This is a genomic window from Duganella sp. LjRoot269, from assembly GCF_964254095.1.
Taxonomy (GTDB): domain Bacteria; phylum Pseudomonadota; class Gammaproteobacteria; order Burkholderiales; family Burkholderiaceae_D; genus Rugamonas; species Rugamonas hordei.
Genome location: NZ_CAXUSL020000001.1, coordinates 4,920,912 through 4,938,335 on the forward strand (window position 1 = coordinate 4,920,912; position 17,424 = coordinate 4,938,335).

At 63.2% G+C, this 17,424-nt stretch carries 16 protein-coding genes; 1 reads left to right on the forward strand and 15 read right to left on the reverse strand.

Annotated elements, in window-relative coordinates; all coding sequences use genetic code 11:
- Nucleotides 1-13: 13 nt before the first annotated feature.
- The 13 genes from ACSQ3S_RS21985 to ACSQ3S_RS22045 form a co-directional block, all read right to left on the reverse strand.
- A complete protein-coding gene (locus ACSQ3S_RS21985) occupies nt 14-970 on the reverse strand; it encodes an AEC family transporter (protein ID WP_436143773.1) in 957 nt (318 codons plus the stop codon).
- Between the two features lie 126 nt (nt 971-1,096).
- On the reverse strand, nt 1,097-2,134 hold the full coding sequence (locus tag ACSQ3S_RS21990) for a phosphotransferase enzyme family protein (RefSeq protein WP_436143774.1): 1,038 nt from the start codon (nt 2,132-2,134) through the stop codon (nt 1,097-1,099).
- A complete protein-coding gene (locus tag ACSQ3S_RS21995; protein ID WP_436145064.1) occupies nt 2,131-3,450 on the reverse strand; it encodes an aspartate aminotransferase family protein in 1,320 nt (439 codons plus the stop codon). The genes ACSQ3S_RS21990 and ACSQ3S_RS21995 overlap by 4 nt, the downstream gene beginning before the upstream one ends.
- The gene (gene gabD / locus ACSQ3S_RS22000; RefSeq protein WP_436143775.1) at nt 3,426-4,880 is read right to left on the reverse strand and encodes an NADP-dependent succinate-semialdehyde dehydrogenase; all 1,455 of its coding nucleotides are present in this window, start codon (nt 4,878-4,880) and stop codon (nt 3,426-3,428) included. The genes ACSQ3S_RS21995 and gabD overlap by 25 nt, the downstream gene beginning before the upstream one ends.
- Before the next feature lie 30 nt (nt 4,881-4,910).
- Nucleotides 4,911-6,350, reverse strand: a complete 1,440-nt coding sequence (locus ACSQ3S_RS22005; RefSeq protein WP_436143776.1) for an NAD-dependent succinate-semialdehyde dehydrogenase — start codon at nt 6,348-6,350, stop codon at nt 4,911-4,913.
- Nucleotides 6,347-6,682 carry an NIPSNAP family protein gene (locus ACSQ3S_RS22010; RefSeq protein WP_436143777.1) on the reverse strand — a complete coding sequence of 112 codons (336 nt, stop codon included), beginning with the start codon at nt 6,680-6,682 and terminating at the stop codon, nt 6,347-6,349. The genes ACSQ3S_RS22005 and ACSQ3S_RS22010 overlap by 4 nt, the downstream gene beginning before the upstream one ends.
- Nucleotides 6,637-8,301: a bifunctional 3-(3-hydroxy-phenyl)propionate/3-hydroxycinnamic acid hydroxylase gene (locus ACSQ3S_RS22015; protein WP_436143778.1), complete on the reverse strand. Its 1,665-nt coding sequence runs from the start codon at nt 8,299-8,301 to the stop codon at nt 6,637-6,639. The genes ACSQ3S_RS22010 and ACSQ3S_RS22015 overlap by 46 nt, the downstream gene beginning before the upstream one ends.
- Complete coding sequence (locus ACSQ3S_RS22020) at nt 8,298-9,146, reverse strand: alpha/beta fold hydrolase (protein ID WP_436143779.1); 849 nt, start codon at nt 9,144-9,146, stop codon at nt 8,298-8,300. The genes ACSQ3S_RS22015 and ACSQ3S_RS22020 overlap by 4 nt, the downstream gene beginning before the upstream one ends.
- Nucleotides 9,147-9,168: 22 nt before the next feature.
- A complete protein-coding gene (locus tag ACSQ3S_RS22025; RefSeq protein ID WP_353403121.1) occupies nt 9,169-9,774 on the reverse strand; it encodes an amino acid synthesis family protein in 606 nt (201 codons plus the stop codon).
- Between the two features lie 30 nt (nt 9,775-9,804).
- On the reverse strand, nt 9,805-10,296 hold the full coding sequence (locus ACSQ3S_RS22030) for a VOC family protein (RefSeq protein WP_353403120.1): 492 nt from the start codon (nt 10,294-10,296) through the stop codon (nt 9,805-9,807).
- Between the two features lie 13 nt (nt 10,297-10,309).
- Nucleotides 10,310-11,344, reverse strand: a complete 1,035-nt coding sequence (locus ACSQ3S_RS22035) for a WD40/YVTN/BNR-like repeat-containing protein (protein ID WP_353403119.1) — start codon at nt 11,342-11,344, stop codon at nt 10,310-10,312.
- A gap of 14 nt (nt 11,345-11,358) precedes the next feature.
- On the reverse strand, nt 11,359-12,162 hold the full coding sequence (locus ACSQ3S_RS22040; protein ID WP_353403118.1) for an SDR family NAD(P)-dependent oxidoreductase: 804 nt from the start codon (nt 12,160-12,162) through the stop codon (nt 11,359-11,361).
- A gap of 28 nt (nt 12,163-12,190) precedes the next feature.
- Entirely contained in the window at nt 12,191-13,771 is a 1,581-nt protein-coding gene (locus ACSQ3S_RS22045) for an acetolactate synthase large subunit (protein WP_436143780.1), read from the reverse strand.
- A 387-nt stretch (nt 13,772-14,158) separates the two neighbouring features.
- Here ACSQ3S_RS22045 and ACSQ3S_RS22050 point away from each other — a divergent pair, with 387 nt between their 5' ends.
- The gene (locus ACSQ3S_RS22050) at nt 14,159-15,124 is read left to right on the forward strand and encodes a helix-turn-helix domain-containing protein (protein WP_353403116.1); all 966 of its coding nucleotides are present in this window, start codon (nt 14,159-14,161) and stop codon (nt 15,122-15,124) included.
- A 60-nt stretch (nt 15,125-15,184) separates the two neighbouring features.
- Here ACSQ3S_RS22050 and ACSQ3S_RS22055 read toward each other — a convergent pair whose 3' ends face one another.
- Both ACSQ3S_RS22055 and ACSQ3S_RS22060 read right to left on the reverse strand, forming a co-directional pair.
- On the reverse strand, nt 15,185-16,507 hold the full coding sequence (locus ACSQ3S_RS22055) for an aspartate aminotransferase family protein (protein WP_413449293.1): 1,323 nt from the start codon (nt 16,505-16,507) through the stop codon (nt 15,185-15,187).
- Between the two features lie 151 nt (nt 16,508-16,658).
- Nucleotides 16,659-17,405 carry a LuxR C-terminal-related transcriptional regulator gene (locus ACSQ3S_RS22060; protein ID WP_436143781.1) on the reverse strand — a complete coding sequence of 249 codons (747 nt, stop codon included), beginning with the start codon at nt 17,403-17,405 and terminating at the stop codon, nt 16,659-16,661.
- Nucleotides 17,406-17,424: the final 19 nt, after the last annotated feature.

Genomic DNA, 17,424 nt, shown 5'->3' on the forward strand with positions numbered 1-17,424 from the left:
CCAACGCAATTGACTATTCCGCAACGCGCACTATCCACATCCAGGCGCTGAGCGTGAAGAACGAGGTCACCATACAAATCAGCAAAGCGGTGGTGCTGCGGTCGGCCTCGCCGTAAGCCTGGGCCACGATGGGGTAGATGCTCATCATGGGCATGGCCGCCATCAGCAGCGCGGCGGCGCGCAGGTCCGGCGCCATCGGGGCCACGCCCAGCAGCGGCAGCAGCGACGCGATCAGCAGCACCGCCAGCGGATGGCCGATCAGTTTTGCCGCCACCAGCGGAATCACGCGCTGCCAGCCGCTGCCCAGGGGCAAACCAAACAGCGTGCCGCCGATGGCAAACAGCGACACGCCGCCGCTGGCCTGCGCGAACAGATTCACGCCGCGCACCACCGGCTGCGGCAGCTGGACTTCGGCCAGGCTGATCAACAGGCCGCCGCAGACCGCCAGCACCAGGGGATTGCGGATCAAACGCCGCGCCGACTGCCGCAGCGCCTGGTGCCACGGCCGGCCGCCGCCGGCGCGCGCGTTTTCCGCCAGCGCCAGCACCAGCGGCAGCATGACGAGATTTTCGACTATCACATTCAGGCCCAGCGCCACGCCGGCCACCGGCGCCACCATCAGCAGCAGGATCGGAAAGCCGATAAAGCTGCTGTTGGAGCAGGACACGCCCATCGCCAGGAAGGTGCTGCGCATGCGGCTCAAGCCGGCGAGCCGATGGCCGGCCGCATAGGCCAGCAGCAGCATCAGCAGCGAGCCGAAAAGGTAGGACAGCAGGTAGGCGGGATGGAGAATCTCGCCGATGCGGCGCTGCGCCAGCGCATTGAAGATCAGCGCCGGCAGCGCCAGGTTAAGAACGAACTTGCCGAACACCTGCATGTCCGCGCGGGCAAACAGACCCGCGCGGGTAGCCAGATAGCCGGCCAGGATCGCCAGATAGATCGGCCCGACGATGGCAAGAACGTCAAGCATCAGGCGCGCTCGACGATGACGCAAGAGGTGAGCAGTTTTTTCATATTGTCCTTTGGGCGCAACAGATTCTACTCGAAGCGGCCGCGTCGACGCAAACCCTCACCTCCTCTTCTCCGCTTCGAGATCTCAGCCCTCGCTCTCCCCCACGAATTGTTGTGCCAGGCGACAGGCCAATCCGATCAGGTGGGATGCAAGTTGAGGCGCGGTCTGCGATTCCGATCGCGTGTGCATCCATCCAAGATAGGTAAAACTACGCAACAGCATGAACAGCGGCAAATAGGCCAGCGTTGCATCCGTCAGCGCGCGGTGTTGCCGGTAGCCGGCGATCAGCGCGGTGCGTGCGATATCGAAATGACGATCGTCCTGGATAAAATACAGCGCTGACGCCAGTTCGAACAAATGCCAGCCAAAGCCACAGTCATCGAAGTCGATCAAGCGGACATGTTCGCCATCGGCAAGCAAGTTCTCTGGAACCAGGTCGGCATGGATCAGGCCATAGGTCCCTGCGCTGGCGGGCGATTTTTCAAACTTGCGCAACTCATGGGCGGATTTGGCGCGGGCGCGCACCATCAGGTCGCGCTGCGCCGGGCTCAGCAACTGCAATTGCCAGAAGCATCCCCAGAAAGGGGCGTCGCCGAGCAAGCCTTCGGCATCCCAGGAGTGCCGCTCGAATCCTTTGGGGCGCACCCACGCCGAGGCGTGGTTGTGCAGGCGGGCCGCAAGCTCTCCAACAGTGAAATAGGTGGTCTTGATCGTGTCCGCGTCGGCGTCAAGACCCTGCTCGGATGATCCCAGCCGCGTGCCTTTTACCCATTCGAATAAATCGATCTGAAAATCCTGCGGCAGGGTTGGATGGGCGAGCTTGATGAACGAGGCCTTGCCTGAGGTGGGAATCAGGCGCGGGACGTCGATGCCGGCTTGCTGCAGCGACGTCATCCAAGCCAACTCCGATTGCAGGCCGGCATCGCTATGGTAACCGGCGCGGTGTATGCGCAGGGCATACCGGCGGCCGCTGTCGTCGCGAACCTGGTACACCGCATTCTCGCGGTACTTGATCAACGTCAGCGCCGCGTCACCGAGGCCCCAGAACGGCAGCGCCTCCAGCGCCAATTCATGGAGAGCGCAGAGATGTTCGTCCACCTGCATATCGTTCCAGGTTCTCATCCCCGCTCTCCCCCGACCATGCCAAGGCAGGCATCGAGCGTCCGCAGCATCAGGTCGGCGTTCTCGCGCGAGAAACACAGCGGCGGCCGCAGCTTCAACACGTTGTCGTGGGGGCCTATCCTGCTGATCAATACCCCGCGCTCCTTCATCAGATTGACCAGCCGGCGCGACTGCCAGGTCGCCGGAATCTTCGTGTCGCGCGATGTCACCAGTTCGACGCCGAAGAACAAGCCCCGGCCCCGAACGTCGCCGATGAGGAGGTGTTTTTCCTGGAGTTCGCGCAAGCCGCGCATGACATAAGCACCGACGTCGGCGGCGTTGTCGACCAGGCCTTCGCCTTCGATGACATCCAGGACGGCCATGCCTGCCGCGCAAGCGACCTGATTTCCCCCGAAGGTATTGAAATACATGACCCGTTCGCGAAATCCATTGATCAGGTCGGCCCGTCCGACCACGCCGGCAAGCGGATGGCCGTTACCCATCGGTTTGCCCAGGGTGACCAGGTCGGGAACGATGCCCACCGCCTCGTGTCCCCACATGCTACCGGTGCGGCCGAAGCCGGACTGCACTTCGTCGAAAATGAGCAGGCCGCCGGCCTCGCGCACGATTTTTGCGACCTTCTCCAGGTAAGTTTCAGGCACGCAGGGCAAGCCCTCGTTGGCAAAGATAGGGCAAACGAGCATGCCGGCGAAACCGATTCCATTCATCTCGAACGCGTCGATCGCAGCGCTGACTTCCGCTGCATAGGCATCCGCCAGCGCCTCGCCATCCAACTCGTAGTGCGGCCGGTAGGCATCGGGGAAACGCACGGCGCGCACATACGGACTGGTCGACTCCCCTCCGTGAAACAGCGTCGCCATTTCATCCAGCGCCGCAGTGTTGCCATGGTAGGTCAGGTTCGAGCAAATGATGCCGTTGCGGCCCGTGTGGCTGCGCGCGATCCTCAACGCGACTTCGTTGGCCTCGCTGCCTGTGCAGGTGAACATCACCATCGACAACGAGGCATCGAACTTCGACAGCAGCCGCTCCGCATAGGCGACACTGCCCTCGTGCAGGTAGCGCGAGTGGACATTCAGCGCGGCGGCCTGCCGCGCAATCGCATCGACCACATGCGGATGGCAATGCCCCACCGTCGGAACGTTGTTATAGACGTCCAGGTAGCGCCTGCCGTCGTTGTCATAGAGCCAGACGCCCTCGCCGCGGACCAATTGCAGCGGGTGTTCGTAGAACAATGGGGCTGCGGCGCCGAACACGCGATTCCGCCGTTGAAGCAATCCATCGGCGCCCACAGTCAAAGTCCTCCCATGCACAAGTATTTTGTGACCAGGTAATCATCCATGCCATATTTTGAGCCTTCCCTGCCCAGGCCGGACTGCTTGACGCCGCCGAATGGCGCGATCTCATTGGAAATCAGGCCGGTGTTAATGCCGACCATTCCGCTCTCGAGGCCTTCCGCGACCCGCCAGATACGGCCGATATCGCGCGAATAGAAATAGCTCGCCAGACCAAACTCGGTATCGTTGGCCAGCGCCAGCACTTCATCGTCGGTCTTGAAACGGAACAAGGGCGCCAGCGGCCCGAAGGTCTCTTCGCGCGCGACCAGCATCTCCGCGCTGACATCGGCGATCACCGTCGGCTCGAAAAAACCATGGCCGAGCGGATGGCGATGACCGCCGGCCAGCACCCGGCCGCCTTTGGCGACGGCATCGGCGATATGCTGCTCCACTTTCTGCACGGCGGCATCGTCGATCAGCGGTCCCTGGGTGGTGCCTTGGGCGACACCGTTGCCGACTTTGATTTTTTTGACGGCGGCCACCAATTTCTCCGCGAACGCCTCATACACGCCGTCTTGCACGTACAACCGGTTTGCGCATACGCAGGTCTGGCCCGCGTTACGGTACTTGGAAATCATCGCGCCCTCGACAGCGGCGTCCAGGTCGGCGTCGTCGAACACGATGAACGGCGCGTTGCCGCCCAATTCCAGCGAGAGCTTCTTGATGGTCGGAGCACACTGTTTCATCAGCTCGCGCCCCACTTCGGTGGAGCCGGTGAACGTCAATTTTCGCACGGTGGGATTGGCCGTCATCTCGCCACCGATCGCGCGCGACGATCCGGTCAACACGCTGAATATGCCCGCCGGAACGCCCGCGCGCTCGGCCAGCACGGCCAGCGCCAGCGCCGAGTACGGCGTGGCCGTCGCAGGCTTTAACACCATCGGACAGCCCGCCGCCAAGGCCGGGCCGGCCTTGCGGGTAATCATCGCCGCCGGAAAATTCCACGGCGTGATCGCCGCGCATACGCCGATCGGTTGTTTGATCACCACGATGCGGCGATCAGGCCACGGCGATTGCAGGGTGTCGCCATTGACGCGCTTGGCCTCCTCGGCAAACCATTCGAGAAACGAGGCGGCGTAAGCGATTTCTCCCTTGGATTCGGTCAGGGGCTTGCCTTGCTCGAGCGTCATGATCATGGCCAGGTCGTCCGCGTTTTCCAGCATCAGATCATTCCACTTGCGCAAAATGGCGCTGCGTTCCTTCGCCGGTTTGGCGCGCCAGGCGGACCAGGCGCCTTCGGCGGCCGCAATGGCGCGCCCGGTTTCGGCCGCCCCCATGTTCGGCACCGTCCCAAGGATTTCCCGATTGGCCGGATTGGCGACCGCAATGGTTTCACCATTGTCCGCATCGCACCATAGGCCGTTTACAAAAGCTTGCTGCCGAAACAGCGAAGGGTCGTTCAAGCGCATCATCGCCTCACTCCAAATAGAAATTCATAGGTGTCAGTTCATCTGCGTCACAAGTTTTGTCACCAGATAACCGTCAAACGACTCGCTGCCGCCTTCGCTGCCGTAGCCGCTGTCCTTGATGCCGCCGAACGGCAGTTCCGACGGCCCCGCGCCGAAATGATTGATGTTGACCATGCCCGCTTGCAAGCCGGTGGCAAGCAGGTGGGCACTGCGCGAAGACTCCGTGAAAGCGTAGGAAGACAGGCCGAACGGCAGGCTGTTGGCTTGCGCGATCGCCTGCTCCAGCTCGTCAAAACGCACGATGCCCGCGATCGGCCCGAACGGCTCGTCGGTCATCAGGCGGCTGCCGGCATCCGGTTCGAGCACCACCGTGGGTGCGAAGTAGTTGCCGCGTTCGCCGATACGCCCTCCCCCGCAGGCGATTTCCGCGCCGCGCGCGCGCGCATCGTCGACGAAGGCCTGCATCTCCGTCACGCGCCGTTCGTGGGCAAGCGGGCCCATGGTGGTGGCAGGGTCGATGCCGGGACCGACCCGGATCTCGCCGGTGCGCTCAAGAAAGCGCGCAACGAAGCGCTCGTAGACCGAGCGGTGAACGAAGAAGCGTGTGGGCGAGACGCAGACTTGTCCCGCGTTGCGAAACTTGTACGGCGCCAGCAGATCGGCCGCCCGGTCCACGTCGGCGTCCTGGCAGACGATCACCGGCGCATGGCCGCCGAGCTCCATGGTCATGCGCTTCATGTTCAGGCCGGCCAGCGCGGCCAACTGCTTACCTACCGGCACCGAGCCGGTGAATGAAATCTTGCGAACGATGGGCGACTCGATCAGATAGCGCGACACTTCATGCGGTACGCCCCAGACGATGTTCAGGCAACCGGCCGGCAGCCCCGCATCGTGGAACAATTGCGCCAGCGCCATGACCGCGCTGGGCGACTCTTCCGGCCCCTTCAGAATGATGGTGCAGCCGCTCGCCAGGGCGGCGGCCACCTTTTTCATCGCCTGATTGAAGGGGAAATTCCATGGCGAAAACGCGGCGCACACGCCGATCGGCTCGCGCAGCACCATCTGCCGGACGTTCGGTGTGCGTGCAGGCACCACCCGTCCGTAGATGCGGCGGCCCTCTTCCGCGTGCCATTCCGCCACCTCGGCGCTGGCGGCCACCTCGCCGATCGCTTGCGCCAGCGGTTTCCCCTGGTCGAGCGTGATCTGGCGTCCGATCTGATCGGCCCTTTCGCGGGTCAGCGCGGCGACGCGCCGCAAGATCTCGGAACGCCGCAACGGCGACTCCAGGCGCCAGGCGGCGAACGCGCGCTCCGCGGACGCGAGCGCGCAGTCGAGATCGGCCTGCGTGGCGTGCGGCAAGGTGCCGAGGACTTCGCCGCTGGCCGGGTCGAACACGGGCTGCGTGCGCCGGCCGTCGTCGCAGATGAAGGCGCCGTCGATGTAAAGGCTCAACTTGTCGTAACGTTCGCTCATGCCGTTCCCCCGGCGGTGTTGCGCTGCGTCGGCGTGAGCGCATGCCTGAGCAGCTGGTTTTCCTGCTTGAGCAAAAGGTGGCGCACTTTCCCGCGGAACTCCTTGAAGCCGGCGTCGGCCAGCAGGCCGGCCCGGCGGCGCGAGCGCTCGTCCAGCGTATCGAACGGCCACAGATAGACCAGTTGATTGAGATCGCCGAACTCGCGGGTGAAACAGCCGATCGCCGGTCCGAGGTGGCCTTCCTGGATCGCGCGGCCGCACTCTTCGTACAGCCTCAGATATTCGGCTACGCCGCCAGGGACGAGGGAATAGACGCGTTGTTCGATGTACATGATGTCTCCTTGATTGGGGCCGCGAAGCGACGGAATTCCTGCGTAACGGACGCCATGCCGTCCTGACTCGTGTGCGCCGCGATATACCGGTCCGGACGCAACACGACAATCGCACCCGGGTTCGCCTCGAACCAGTTGGCGAGATAGTTGTCGACGTCCTCGACACATGCGCTGCCGTGGCTGGAGTCCACCCGGCTTTCGCGCGATTGCCCGCTGCGCGAACGCGTCACGTGGATGAACCTGGCACCTAGCGTGTGCCAGAACTCCCGGTCGGCCGGGCTCAGCGCTGCTTGAGGATCGACCTGCCAGCCGACGATGGCAAACCAGGGGCCAAGCGCGTCATCGAGCTTGCGCCGGCGGCCGGCGGCATCTTCCACGTCGGGTTGTATGAACATGCGTCCGACCATCGGGTACCCGTCCGAAGGCACCACCACGCCTTTCCGATAGATGGGCATGGGCTTGAAGCGCATCTGCAGCACATAGTTCCTTATGCCGGGAAAGAAATGCATCGAGCTGAAGAACAAATCGCGGACCCACGCCTTGAGGCGGTTGGTCGGCATCAGCAGGGCGCCGAAGGTGTCGGCCAGATCGACCATGGCTTTTGCGTGGTCGTGGCGCTCGCTGTCGTAGGTCTGCAGCACCTCCGGATGCAGCGTGCCGCGCACGATGCCGGCCAGCTTCCAGGCCAGGTTGCCGGCGTCGCGCAAGCCGGCGTTCATGCCCTGCCCGATCCAGGGCTGGCTCAAATGCGCGGCATCGCCGATCAGCGCGACGCGGCCGATCACGAGCCGCTCCGCGACGCGCGAATGGTGGAGGTAAGTGCGCGCATTGACGATCTCGACGGCGTCCGGATCGCGCACGTACGGTGCGATCAAACGCCGCAGCGTGTCCGGCTGAATCATCACGTCGGGATTCTCGTCGGGAAAGAGCATGAACTCCCAGCGTCGGAAATTGTAGGGCAGGTAAATACACACGTTCGGACGTCTTGGATCGCAATTGAGCGCCGTGTACGGCGCATCGACCGGCGCGTTCCTGACGTCCATGACCACCCATTTCCGCGGCAAGGTTTTGCCGACCAGGGCGACACCAAGCTTCTCCCGCATGGTGCTGCGTCCGCCGTCCGCCGCGACGCAATAGTCGGCCTGCATCGTGTACTCGACGCCGTCCTCGCGGCGGATCTTCAACCTTACCCCGCCAGAGTCCTGGTCCACTTCAACCACCTCTTCGCCCAGCCGCAGCTGCACCTGGGGGTAGCGCTCCAGGCCGTGTCGCAGCGTACGTTCCGCCATTTGCTGCATGAAGATGTTGCGGCGCCACCAGCCGAACTCACGGGTTGATGGCCGGATATCGGCAAAACAGGTGCCCTTGGCATCGAACATGCGCATCGGCACATTCTGAATGACGTCCGCGACGATCGCGTCGGCCAGTCCGGCCGCCTGGAAAATACGCAACGCTTCGTCATCCATGCCGACCGCGCGCGGGTAGGGAAGAATTTCCTTGCTGCGTTCGATGAGCACGGTATCGATGCCGTAGACGCCCAGCAGATTCGCCAGGGTCACGCCATTCGGCCCCGCGCCGACGATGACAACCGCGTGGCGCGATGGTTCAGGATGGTTCATGTTCTCAGTCCATCAAGGAAGGGATGCAGGGCCGACATGAATGCCGGCAGATTGTCATCGTGCACATAGTGACTCGCCCCCGGAATATCGACGCAGCTGATCAGAGGATTGCGATCCGTCATCGCCCGGGCGGTTTGCGCGGACAGGAAATCGGAATTTTCCCCGCGCAGCACCAGCGTCGGCGCGCGCACCGCTTCCACGTGCGGCCACAGGTCAACGAGCTGCTCCGCCGTCGCGTTCAGCCGCGCCGATGCGATGCCTTGCGCATCGTGCTTCCAGACGATGGCGCCGTCGGCCGACTCATGAAGCGAGAACCTGACGCGCGAGAGCAAAGCCTGTTCGGATATATTCGGCCGCTGACGGCGCCAGAAGGCTGTGGCGGCGTCCCAGCTGGCAAAGCTCGAGGGCGTCGCCAGCAACTCCCGTTTGATCCGGGCGGCGCCGTCCGATCCCAGGGATGCGCCCGGCCCCATGTCCTCGATCACCATGCCCATCACGTTATCGGGATGGCGCGCCGCGTAGATGAATGCATTCGCGCCGCCCATCGAATGGCCAATCAGCACGAAGCGTCCCAGACCCAGTTGGCGTACCAGCGCCTCGATATCCCCCACATAGGCTTGCGCGAAATAATTGTGCCCGGGATCCCAGTCGCTCTCCCCTCTTCCGCGCTGGTCCAGCGCGATAACGCGCCATCGATCGGCCAGCGGCAGCGCCACCGGCTCCCACGTGTGGGCGTAGCTGCGCAAGCCGTGCAGCATGATGATGACAGGGGCGTCAGGCCGGCCCCATTCCACGTAGCGCAGGCGCAGATTGTCATGGTGCACCCATCCTTCGGTTGTAGTCATGATGGTGTCCATTGTTTTCCCTCTAGACCAGGCCGTCTTCGCCTTTGGCTTCGCTCTTCTGGATGCCGCCCAGCCGCGCATGCAGGCGGCCGCGGGTGGCGAACGCCCAGGCGACGATGACTTCATCGCGATTCGGCGCGTCGGCAAATTGCACGGTCACCGTGTCGTAGTGCGAGCGCACGTACAGCGCATCCTTGTAGGCCAGCGGAATATCCAGGGTGGTTCCCGGCACGCCACGCTTGCCGCTCGATGGCACCCATGCCTTGCCGCCGCCAATTGCCTCGCGAATCGGATTGGCGGCCGGGTTGGTCAGCAGCGCGTTGCCGTGCTCGTATTCCCCATCGATGCCCACCAGGATCGCTTTGCCGTAACTCTCGACCGGTGTATCGCCAACGATTTCCTTGATGCGCCGGCCGAACTCCTTGCCCAACTCGGGCGAGGCCTCGATCCACCCGGACAGATCCTGCACGTATTGGCCGGCGTACGGGTTGGCAATGGCCGCCGCGATGACGATCTTGCGCAGAGGCTCGCCATCGGCCAGTTGGCCGGATTCGTTGGCGAGCGTGTCGTCGATCTGGGTGTACCATTTGCGGATGTGAAAACTGTGGAAATTCGAAGTTCTGGTCATGGCATTGCCTTCATTAATAAGCGTTGAATATCAGTCATACAGCGGTTCGAATGCGATCGGATCGCTGGCGGCGTTATAGTCCTTCAACAGGCGCCGCCCTTCCTCGTCATCCACGGCGGTCTCGCAGAAGAACTCCAGCCGGTTTCCGTCCGGGTCCGTAAAGTAGACGCCGATGCCGATCTTGTGATCGGTGATCTTGACAATCGGCACCTTGCGCAACAGCAGCATCCCGTACAGGCGGCGCAGCTCGGTCAGATCGCCGTCGATCTCCAGCCCGTAGTGCTGCAGGCCGATCGTGCCCATCTCGGCGTCGTTGCTCGCCTTCAGGAGGGCGATGTCGTGGTGCTTCTGTCCGAACGACATGAAGACCCAGTTCGGGCTGCGGGCGGCTTCCTTCATCCCCAGCACTTCGGCGTACCAGCGTGACGAGGCGTCCGGGTCGCGCACGAACAAGGCAAGATGGGTGCGCTTGATGCGCGGAACCGGCAGCGGCGGCGGTTGTGCAATGTGAGATATGTTCATGTCTGTATCTCCGTCAATGAGTGGATTGGGCATGCGCGACCAGCGGCGCCGTGAACGGCGTCCAGGTGACGGCGGTAATTTCGCTGAACTCACGCCATTCCTTCTGCCAGCTCACGCCACCGTCGTTCGATCGGAACAGCCTGCCGTACTTGGTGCCGGCAAACAGCAACGTGGGATCGGCGGCATGCGTCCCGAGTGCCCAGAATGTCGAATTGGGCGTCTCCGCCAGTTCGGATTGCACCCATGTTTGCGCGCCATCGTCGGAACGGTACAAACGGCTCACATGTCCCGGCGTGCCGTCGCCCATGGCGAGCACCAGGGAGTTGTCCGCCCCGGCCGGCGCCATCACGGTGCGCGTGTAGTACAGACCGTCGAACTGCTGGCTTGAGAGCTTGCCGGACCAGGTCTGGCCGTCGTCGGTGCTGCGATAGATCGCGTTGACGGTCAGGACCAGGGTGGTCTTCTTGTCAGTCAATGTCCTGGGCAGGATGGTGATCGCGTGAATGTCCGAATTGCGTATCGTGCCGCCAGGGCTATCGACGCGCGTCCAGCTCTGGCCGCCATCGGCGCTGCGCCACGCCCCGCCCTCTTCGACACCAAACCAGACCTGCCGGCTGTCGTCCGGGTCGACGCAGATGGTCAGCATGCGCGGGCGATTCACACCGGAGCAAAACTCGGGAATCTCGGGCGGCAGGCGCAGCCAGGTTTCGCCGGCATCGACCGACTTGAAGATGGCCGAACGCGAAGGCGCGCCCGTGCCGGCATAGACCACGGCAGGATCATTGGGATCGACGGCGATCGACCAGACGGTCATGCCATTGATCGGACTGTCCACGCGGCGCCAGTGCGCGCCGCCGTCGTCGCTGATGCAAAAACCGCAATCGGCGCCGGCGTAGATCCGCTCGGGACGGCTGGGATCAACCGCGAGGGCGCGCACGACGCCGTCAAATTCAATGGGTTCGGTCAGGCCCAGACGATGCCAGGTGGCGCCGGCATCGTTGCTGCGCAAGATACCCTGGCCAGCTGTGGCGACAAGTATGGTCGACATATTGAATACCTTCCTTATAAGAAAATGCCGCGGGTGAGTCCGCCGTCGGCACCGATCGACTCGCCCGTGATGCAGGCTGCGCGCGGTGAAGCCAGGAAGGCGACAATCGAGCCCATCTCTTCGACTTGCAGCACGCGGCGGATCGGCGTGGCCTTGGCGTAGTTGGCTTCCACTTGCGCCGCGGTCAGCCCTTGTTTGGCCGCCTCTTTTTCATACAGCTCGTGGATGTGGGGCGTTTCAACCACGCCTGGATGAATGATGTTGACCGTGATGCCGTCCGGGCCAAGCTGATCCGACAAGGTCTTGGTCATGTGGACGATGGCGATGTTGCGCATACCGGAAAGCTGTTTGCTGCCGCGTCCGGTGAGGCCGCCGATGTTGACGATGCGGCCCCATTGTTTGCGCTGCATGTAAGGGGCGGCCGCCTTGCAGCAGCGGAAATAGCCGACCACCTTGATGTTGATGTCCTGCAGCAGCCCTTCAGGATCGGCCTCGGAGAGTTCCGAGCGCACCAGGCCGCCCGGGTGGGCCGCGCCGTTGACCAGAATGTCGAGGCTGCCAAAGGCTGCGACGGTCTTGGCCATCGCGGCCTCGATCGACGCCATGTCCGTGGTATCGACCACCACCGGCAGGACGCGGCCGCCCTGGTCGCCGAGCGCGGCCCGGATTTCCGCCGCGGCCTCTTCCAATTGCGGCATGCGGCGCGCGGCGATCGCCACATCGACGCCTTCGCGCGCCAGTTCCAGCGCGACCGCCTTGCCGATACCCATGCTGCCGCCCGTGATAAAGGCGACTTTTCCGTTCAGTTCGAGGTTCATAGTTGTGCTTTCAATCGTGACTAAATAATTAGGGCAGGCACATCTCGATGAGATAGGGGCTGCCGTCGGTGATGTCCGCTGCAATGGCCAGCGCGTCGCGCAGTTGAGCGACGGTTGCAACGCGTTGGGCGGCGACGCCGTAACCCTTGGCCAGCGCCAGCCAGTCGAACGCCGGATCGTCCAGCACGGTCAGGCGTTGCGTCTGGGGGCCGATTTCCGCCAGGTCCATGCGGTCGAGTTCGGTCTGCAAAATGCCATAGCGCTTGTTCGACGTGATCAGCATGACCACCGGCAAACGCTCGCGCGCCATGGTCCACAAGGACTGGATCGTGTATTGCGCGCTGCCGTCCGACTGCAGGGCATACACGCGGCGATCCGGGCAGGCGATCGCCGCGCCCAGCGCGACCGGCAAGCCCTGGCCGATGGCGCCGCCGGTATTGGTGAGCAAGGTGTGTCGTTTGGCGGCGGCCGAGGCGGTGACAAAGGGATAGCCGCAGGTCCCGCCCTCGATTGAAACGATGGCGTTGTCGGGCAGCGCATTCGACAGCGTGCGGCCGACGGCCGCCGGCGTCAGCGGACCATCTTCAAGCGCGTAGCGGCTGGAAGCGACACCGGCAATGGTGCGCGGCGCGTCGAGCAAGTCGGCCAGCGCCTCGAGCGCCAGATGCCCCGCCTCGCCGGGCGCCGCCAGCGTGATGAGAGCGTCCCGGGGAGCGAGCTCGCTGGGCAGTCCTTCGTAGCCGAAGTACGCCACTGGCGCGATCGCGCCGGCCAGGATGACGGTGGCGCCATCGAGCGCGGCAATGGCCACTTCCGGGAAATACGGCAGGCGGTCGATATCGGGCAGACCGCCGCCCCGCTCGCTGCGGGCCGGGAAGGTCTCGCTGAAGAGACGGGCGCCGGTCGCCGCCGCGATGCGGCCGGCGGCGATCTGGCCCCGGGCGCTCAACGCGTCCGCGCCGCCGAGCAGGAGCACTGCCTTGCCGCCGCCACGGAGCGCGCGATGGGCCTGCGCCACCAGATCGGCAGAGAACGTGGACCCGGGACGGGAAACCGGGGCGCGCGTCGTCTGCGCGGGCGCCGCGGTTTGCTGGAAATCGACCGGCACAACCAGCGTCGACACCAGGCCAGGACTGGCGTGCGCCGCGCCGATGGCGTCGGCCGTATCTTGCCGCAGGTCGGCGGCCGACGCCACGCTGCGGTACCAGCCTGACACGGGCCGCGCCAGCGATTCGATATCCGAAGTCAGCGGCGCATCGTACTGCAGATGCCAACTCGCATGATCGCCGATGATATTGACGATCGGCGTGCGCGCCCGACGGGCGTTGTGCAGATTGGCCAGGCCGTTGGCCAGGCCCGGGCCGAGGTGCAGCAGCGTGGCCGCCGGCTTGCCCGCCATGCGGCCGTAGCCGTCGGCGGCGCCGGTGCACACGCCCTCAAACAGTCCGAGCACGGCCCGGACGCCGACGCCTTCATCGTCGAATGCGGCAACGAACGGCATTTCCGTTGTTCCCGGGTTGGCGAAACATACATCGACGCCCGCCATGCTGCAGGCACGAAGTACGACTGATGCGCCGGTCGGCGCTGGATTGGGTGTTGGAGTGTTCATGTTTTAAAGAGTAATCCCACAATACGGGACTGTCAATCGATATTTCCGACCATTTTTGTTTTGAAATTCCATGAGCCAGCGCAAGGAACGTGCGCCAACTGGGATGAAATTGTTGTATTTGCGCTTAAAACGCCATTTCATTTCAATAATCCCGCCCCCAGGCGTGGCTTTCGCTGGAAAAGCATGTGACATCGAGTCCCGCAATGTGGTACTTTAAAATCATTCATGCAATGGACGATATTTGCTCTACATCAAGTCGAATGGGCGTACGATGGACTAAGCATCCCGTTGATTGCAGGCATGAAATTCGCTTGGATAGGCGGACGGCCGCAACGTCGATTGCCCGCTGCAGGACACCCACTTTGTGAACAGACCGGTGAGGACGCTATGAACGCAACAATGGATCGCTTTCGGGACGTGCATCTCCACGCCGCTTCCGTAAACGAGTGGAATCAGACCTACAACCAGATAACACCGGGGTGCCTGCAGAGTTCACTGGTGCAGATTTCTACCGGCCACCTCCATGTTTTTCGCGAATACATGAATCAGCGTGTGGTCCAGCACGGCCAGGCGCCGCGCGGAAAATTGTGTTTCGCCGTCCCCACCGCCATGCCCGGAACCGCCCGCATGCAGGGGCGCAAGGCGTCCGACAACAGTGTCTTCGTGCTCCAAAGTGGTGAAGAATTCATGTTCCACATGCCGATGGACACGGACATGCTGGCCATCACGCTTGAATATGAGGTATTCGAGAACTTATTGTCCGCGTCGATGTCGCCCAGCAGCCTGGATGCGCTGCTGAAGCAGCCCGTGATCGAGGTCCCCGAGGATAGGCTCAACGAGGTCCGAACCAAGCTGCTCGCACTGTTCTCGCACGCGGCGGCCAATCCGCACCTGATCGGGACACCCGCGGCGGAAAAGATGCTTGAGCACTCGATCATCAGCGCCCTGCTGGACCTGATCAATGACCCGGAGTGCGACAAGAACCAACGCCTGAGCAGTTCCACGCAAAGCTTTATCGTTGACAAGTGCCACCACATTGCGATGTCGAGCGGCGACATGCCGGTCACTATTCTCGATCTCTGCGAACGGCTGCATACCAGCCCGCGGACGATCCAGAACAGCTTCAACGCGGTGACCCAGACCTCGCCGCTCGACTACCTGCGCTCCATCAGACTGAACGCGGTGCGCAGGCTGCTGGTATCAACCAGCGCGATCGAGCTAGGCATCGGACAGGCCGCCGCGAACTGGGGCTTCTTCCACCTGAGCCACTTCGCGACCTGCTACAAGGGTTTGTTTGGCGAGCTGCCGTCGCAAACGCCGCGCGCGCGCGCCGCCATCCAGTCCTCTTTGTAAGGCTGCAAACCGCCGCTCAACCATGCGGCGCAGCAGCGGGCATGGTCGAACGGCAGGCACTCAGAGCGCTGCCAGGCCTTCGCCGAAGACGTCCAGCGCCTTGAACAGCAGGGAGCGCGGTATCGTAAGCGACGGCATGACACGCATCACATTGGTGTAACGGCCGCACGGCACCATCAGCACGCCGTGGCTCAGGACGTAGCCCATCAACTTACCCAGTTTCTCGCCGCTCAGCGGCTCCTTGGTGACCTTGTCTTCCACCAGCTCGATACCGATCATCAGGCCGCGGCCGCGCACTTCGCCCACGTACGGGCTGTTGAAGGCGCGGATATGCTGTTGTACTTCCAGGCCCAGCGTATGCGCGCGGTTGAGCAGATCCAGCTCGGGATCTTGCAGCAGGCTGATGTTGGTCAGGGCCACCGCCGCCGCCACCGAGTTGGCCGCGAACGTGTTGGGCACCGAGCCGTCGGGGATCTTGGCCGCCAGATCCGAGCGCATCGCCAGGCCGGCCATCGGGACGTCGCCGCCCATGCCCTTGCCGAAGGTCAGCATGTCAGGCTTCACGCCCGAATGTTCCACCGCCCACATCTTGCCGGTACGGCCGGCGCCCGATTGCACTTCGTCCACGATCAGCAGCGCGCCGCTGCGGTCGCAGGCCTTGCGCAGCAGGCGCAGGAATTCCGGCGACGGCGGCACGTAACCGCCTTCGCCCTGCACCGGCTCGACGATCACGGCGGCCACGTCATCGGCCGCCGTGTACGGAGTGTTCAGCAGATAGTCGATATACTCGCCGGCGATCGTCTCGGCGCTCTTGTGGGTGGTGTCGAACGGGAAGCGGTAGGCGTAGGGATAGGGAGCATGGATCACGCCGCCCATGAACGGACCGTAGCCCTTGCGGTAGGCGGTGCCGGTGGTCAGCGCGTTCGAGGCGTTCCACACGCCGTGGTAGGCGCCGTGGAAGGCGATGATCTGGTGCCGGCCGGTGACGCGCTTGGCGAACTTGACGGCCGCTTCCAGCGCATCGCTGCCGCTTTGCGTGAAGAAGGTGATGCAGTCGCCACGCAGGCCATCGGGCATGATTTCGGAGATCTTGGCGGCCAGTTCGGTGCGCTTGGAGCTGTTCACCTCCATCGCGTGCATCAGCACTTCCGACTGCGCGCGCATGGCCGCCACCACCTTCGGGTGGCAACGGCCAACGCTGCTCACGCCCACGCCGGCCGACAGGTCGATGAAGGTATTGCCGTCCGGGTCCTTGATCGTCACGCCGAAGGCGCGGTCCATGACCACCGGCATGCGACCGCCGCCACGTGCCATCGATTCCGTGCGGGCGGACAATGCGAGCGCCGCTGCCGCCTTGGGGCCGGGGAATTCGGCGGATATCATTTTCGGAGCATCTGGGAAATTCAGAGCTTCCAGTTCAATTTCAGTCATAAACGTACCTCGTCTGGGAATATATTCGGCGAATTGCTCGGTGCGCAGCGAACCCTGATCGGCAAGCATGATCAAAGTTTGTTTTGCACATGCCAATAGTGATTCAGATCCCGTCTGGCGCGTTAGCCCGAATCGGCAATGTGGGCGTGATCGCGAGGTCGACGCGTCCCAATTTTGCGATCAGCTCCGCATTCGAGCGCACGCCCATCTTGGTGTAGATGTTCTGGATATGGGTGCGCAGCGTGGGCAGGGAAATGGCAAGGTGCTTGCAAAGGACCTTGTTGCTGACCCCGGTGGCGGCGATCTCGACCACATCGATCTCCCTGGGGGTCAGGCGATACTCGGCCGACAGACTGGCGCGATTGTGCACGCGGCTGGGCACGTAGATCGCGCCCAGGGCATATTCGACAAACGGCTGCACCTGGCGCAGGAGCGCGATTTCACCGGCCGTGAATGGCTGATCCGCACGCTTTCTCACCAGCGTCAGTACCGCGACTATGCGGTCTTTTTGCCTGAGAAAGATATCGCAATTATGGAAATAGCCGTTCGGCTGGTAAAACCCCTTGAAAATCTCGGTTTCGCGCCACGCGGCGTCTTCCATGATCGTCGAGTTGGAAATGACGACGGTCCCGGTTTCCTCGAACCGGGACGGATGCATGGGATCGAGCGCCCAGAATTTTCTCGCATAGTCGCCGACCATTTGATCGAGCTGGCCGTCCGACGCGGTGTCCTGCTTGAGCTGCGCCCACGGGACGTAGATATAGAATCGGGTGCCGTCGGCCGGCAGCAGCCCGTTTACGAGAGCAAGCAACTCCCGTTTGAACTCGTCCGAAACATGCGAAATATCCATGAAGCCGCGTCCCTATCCT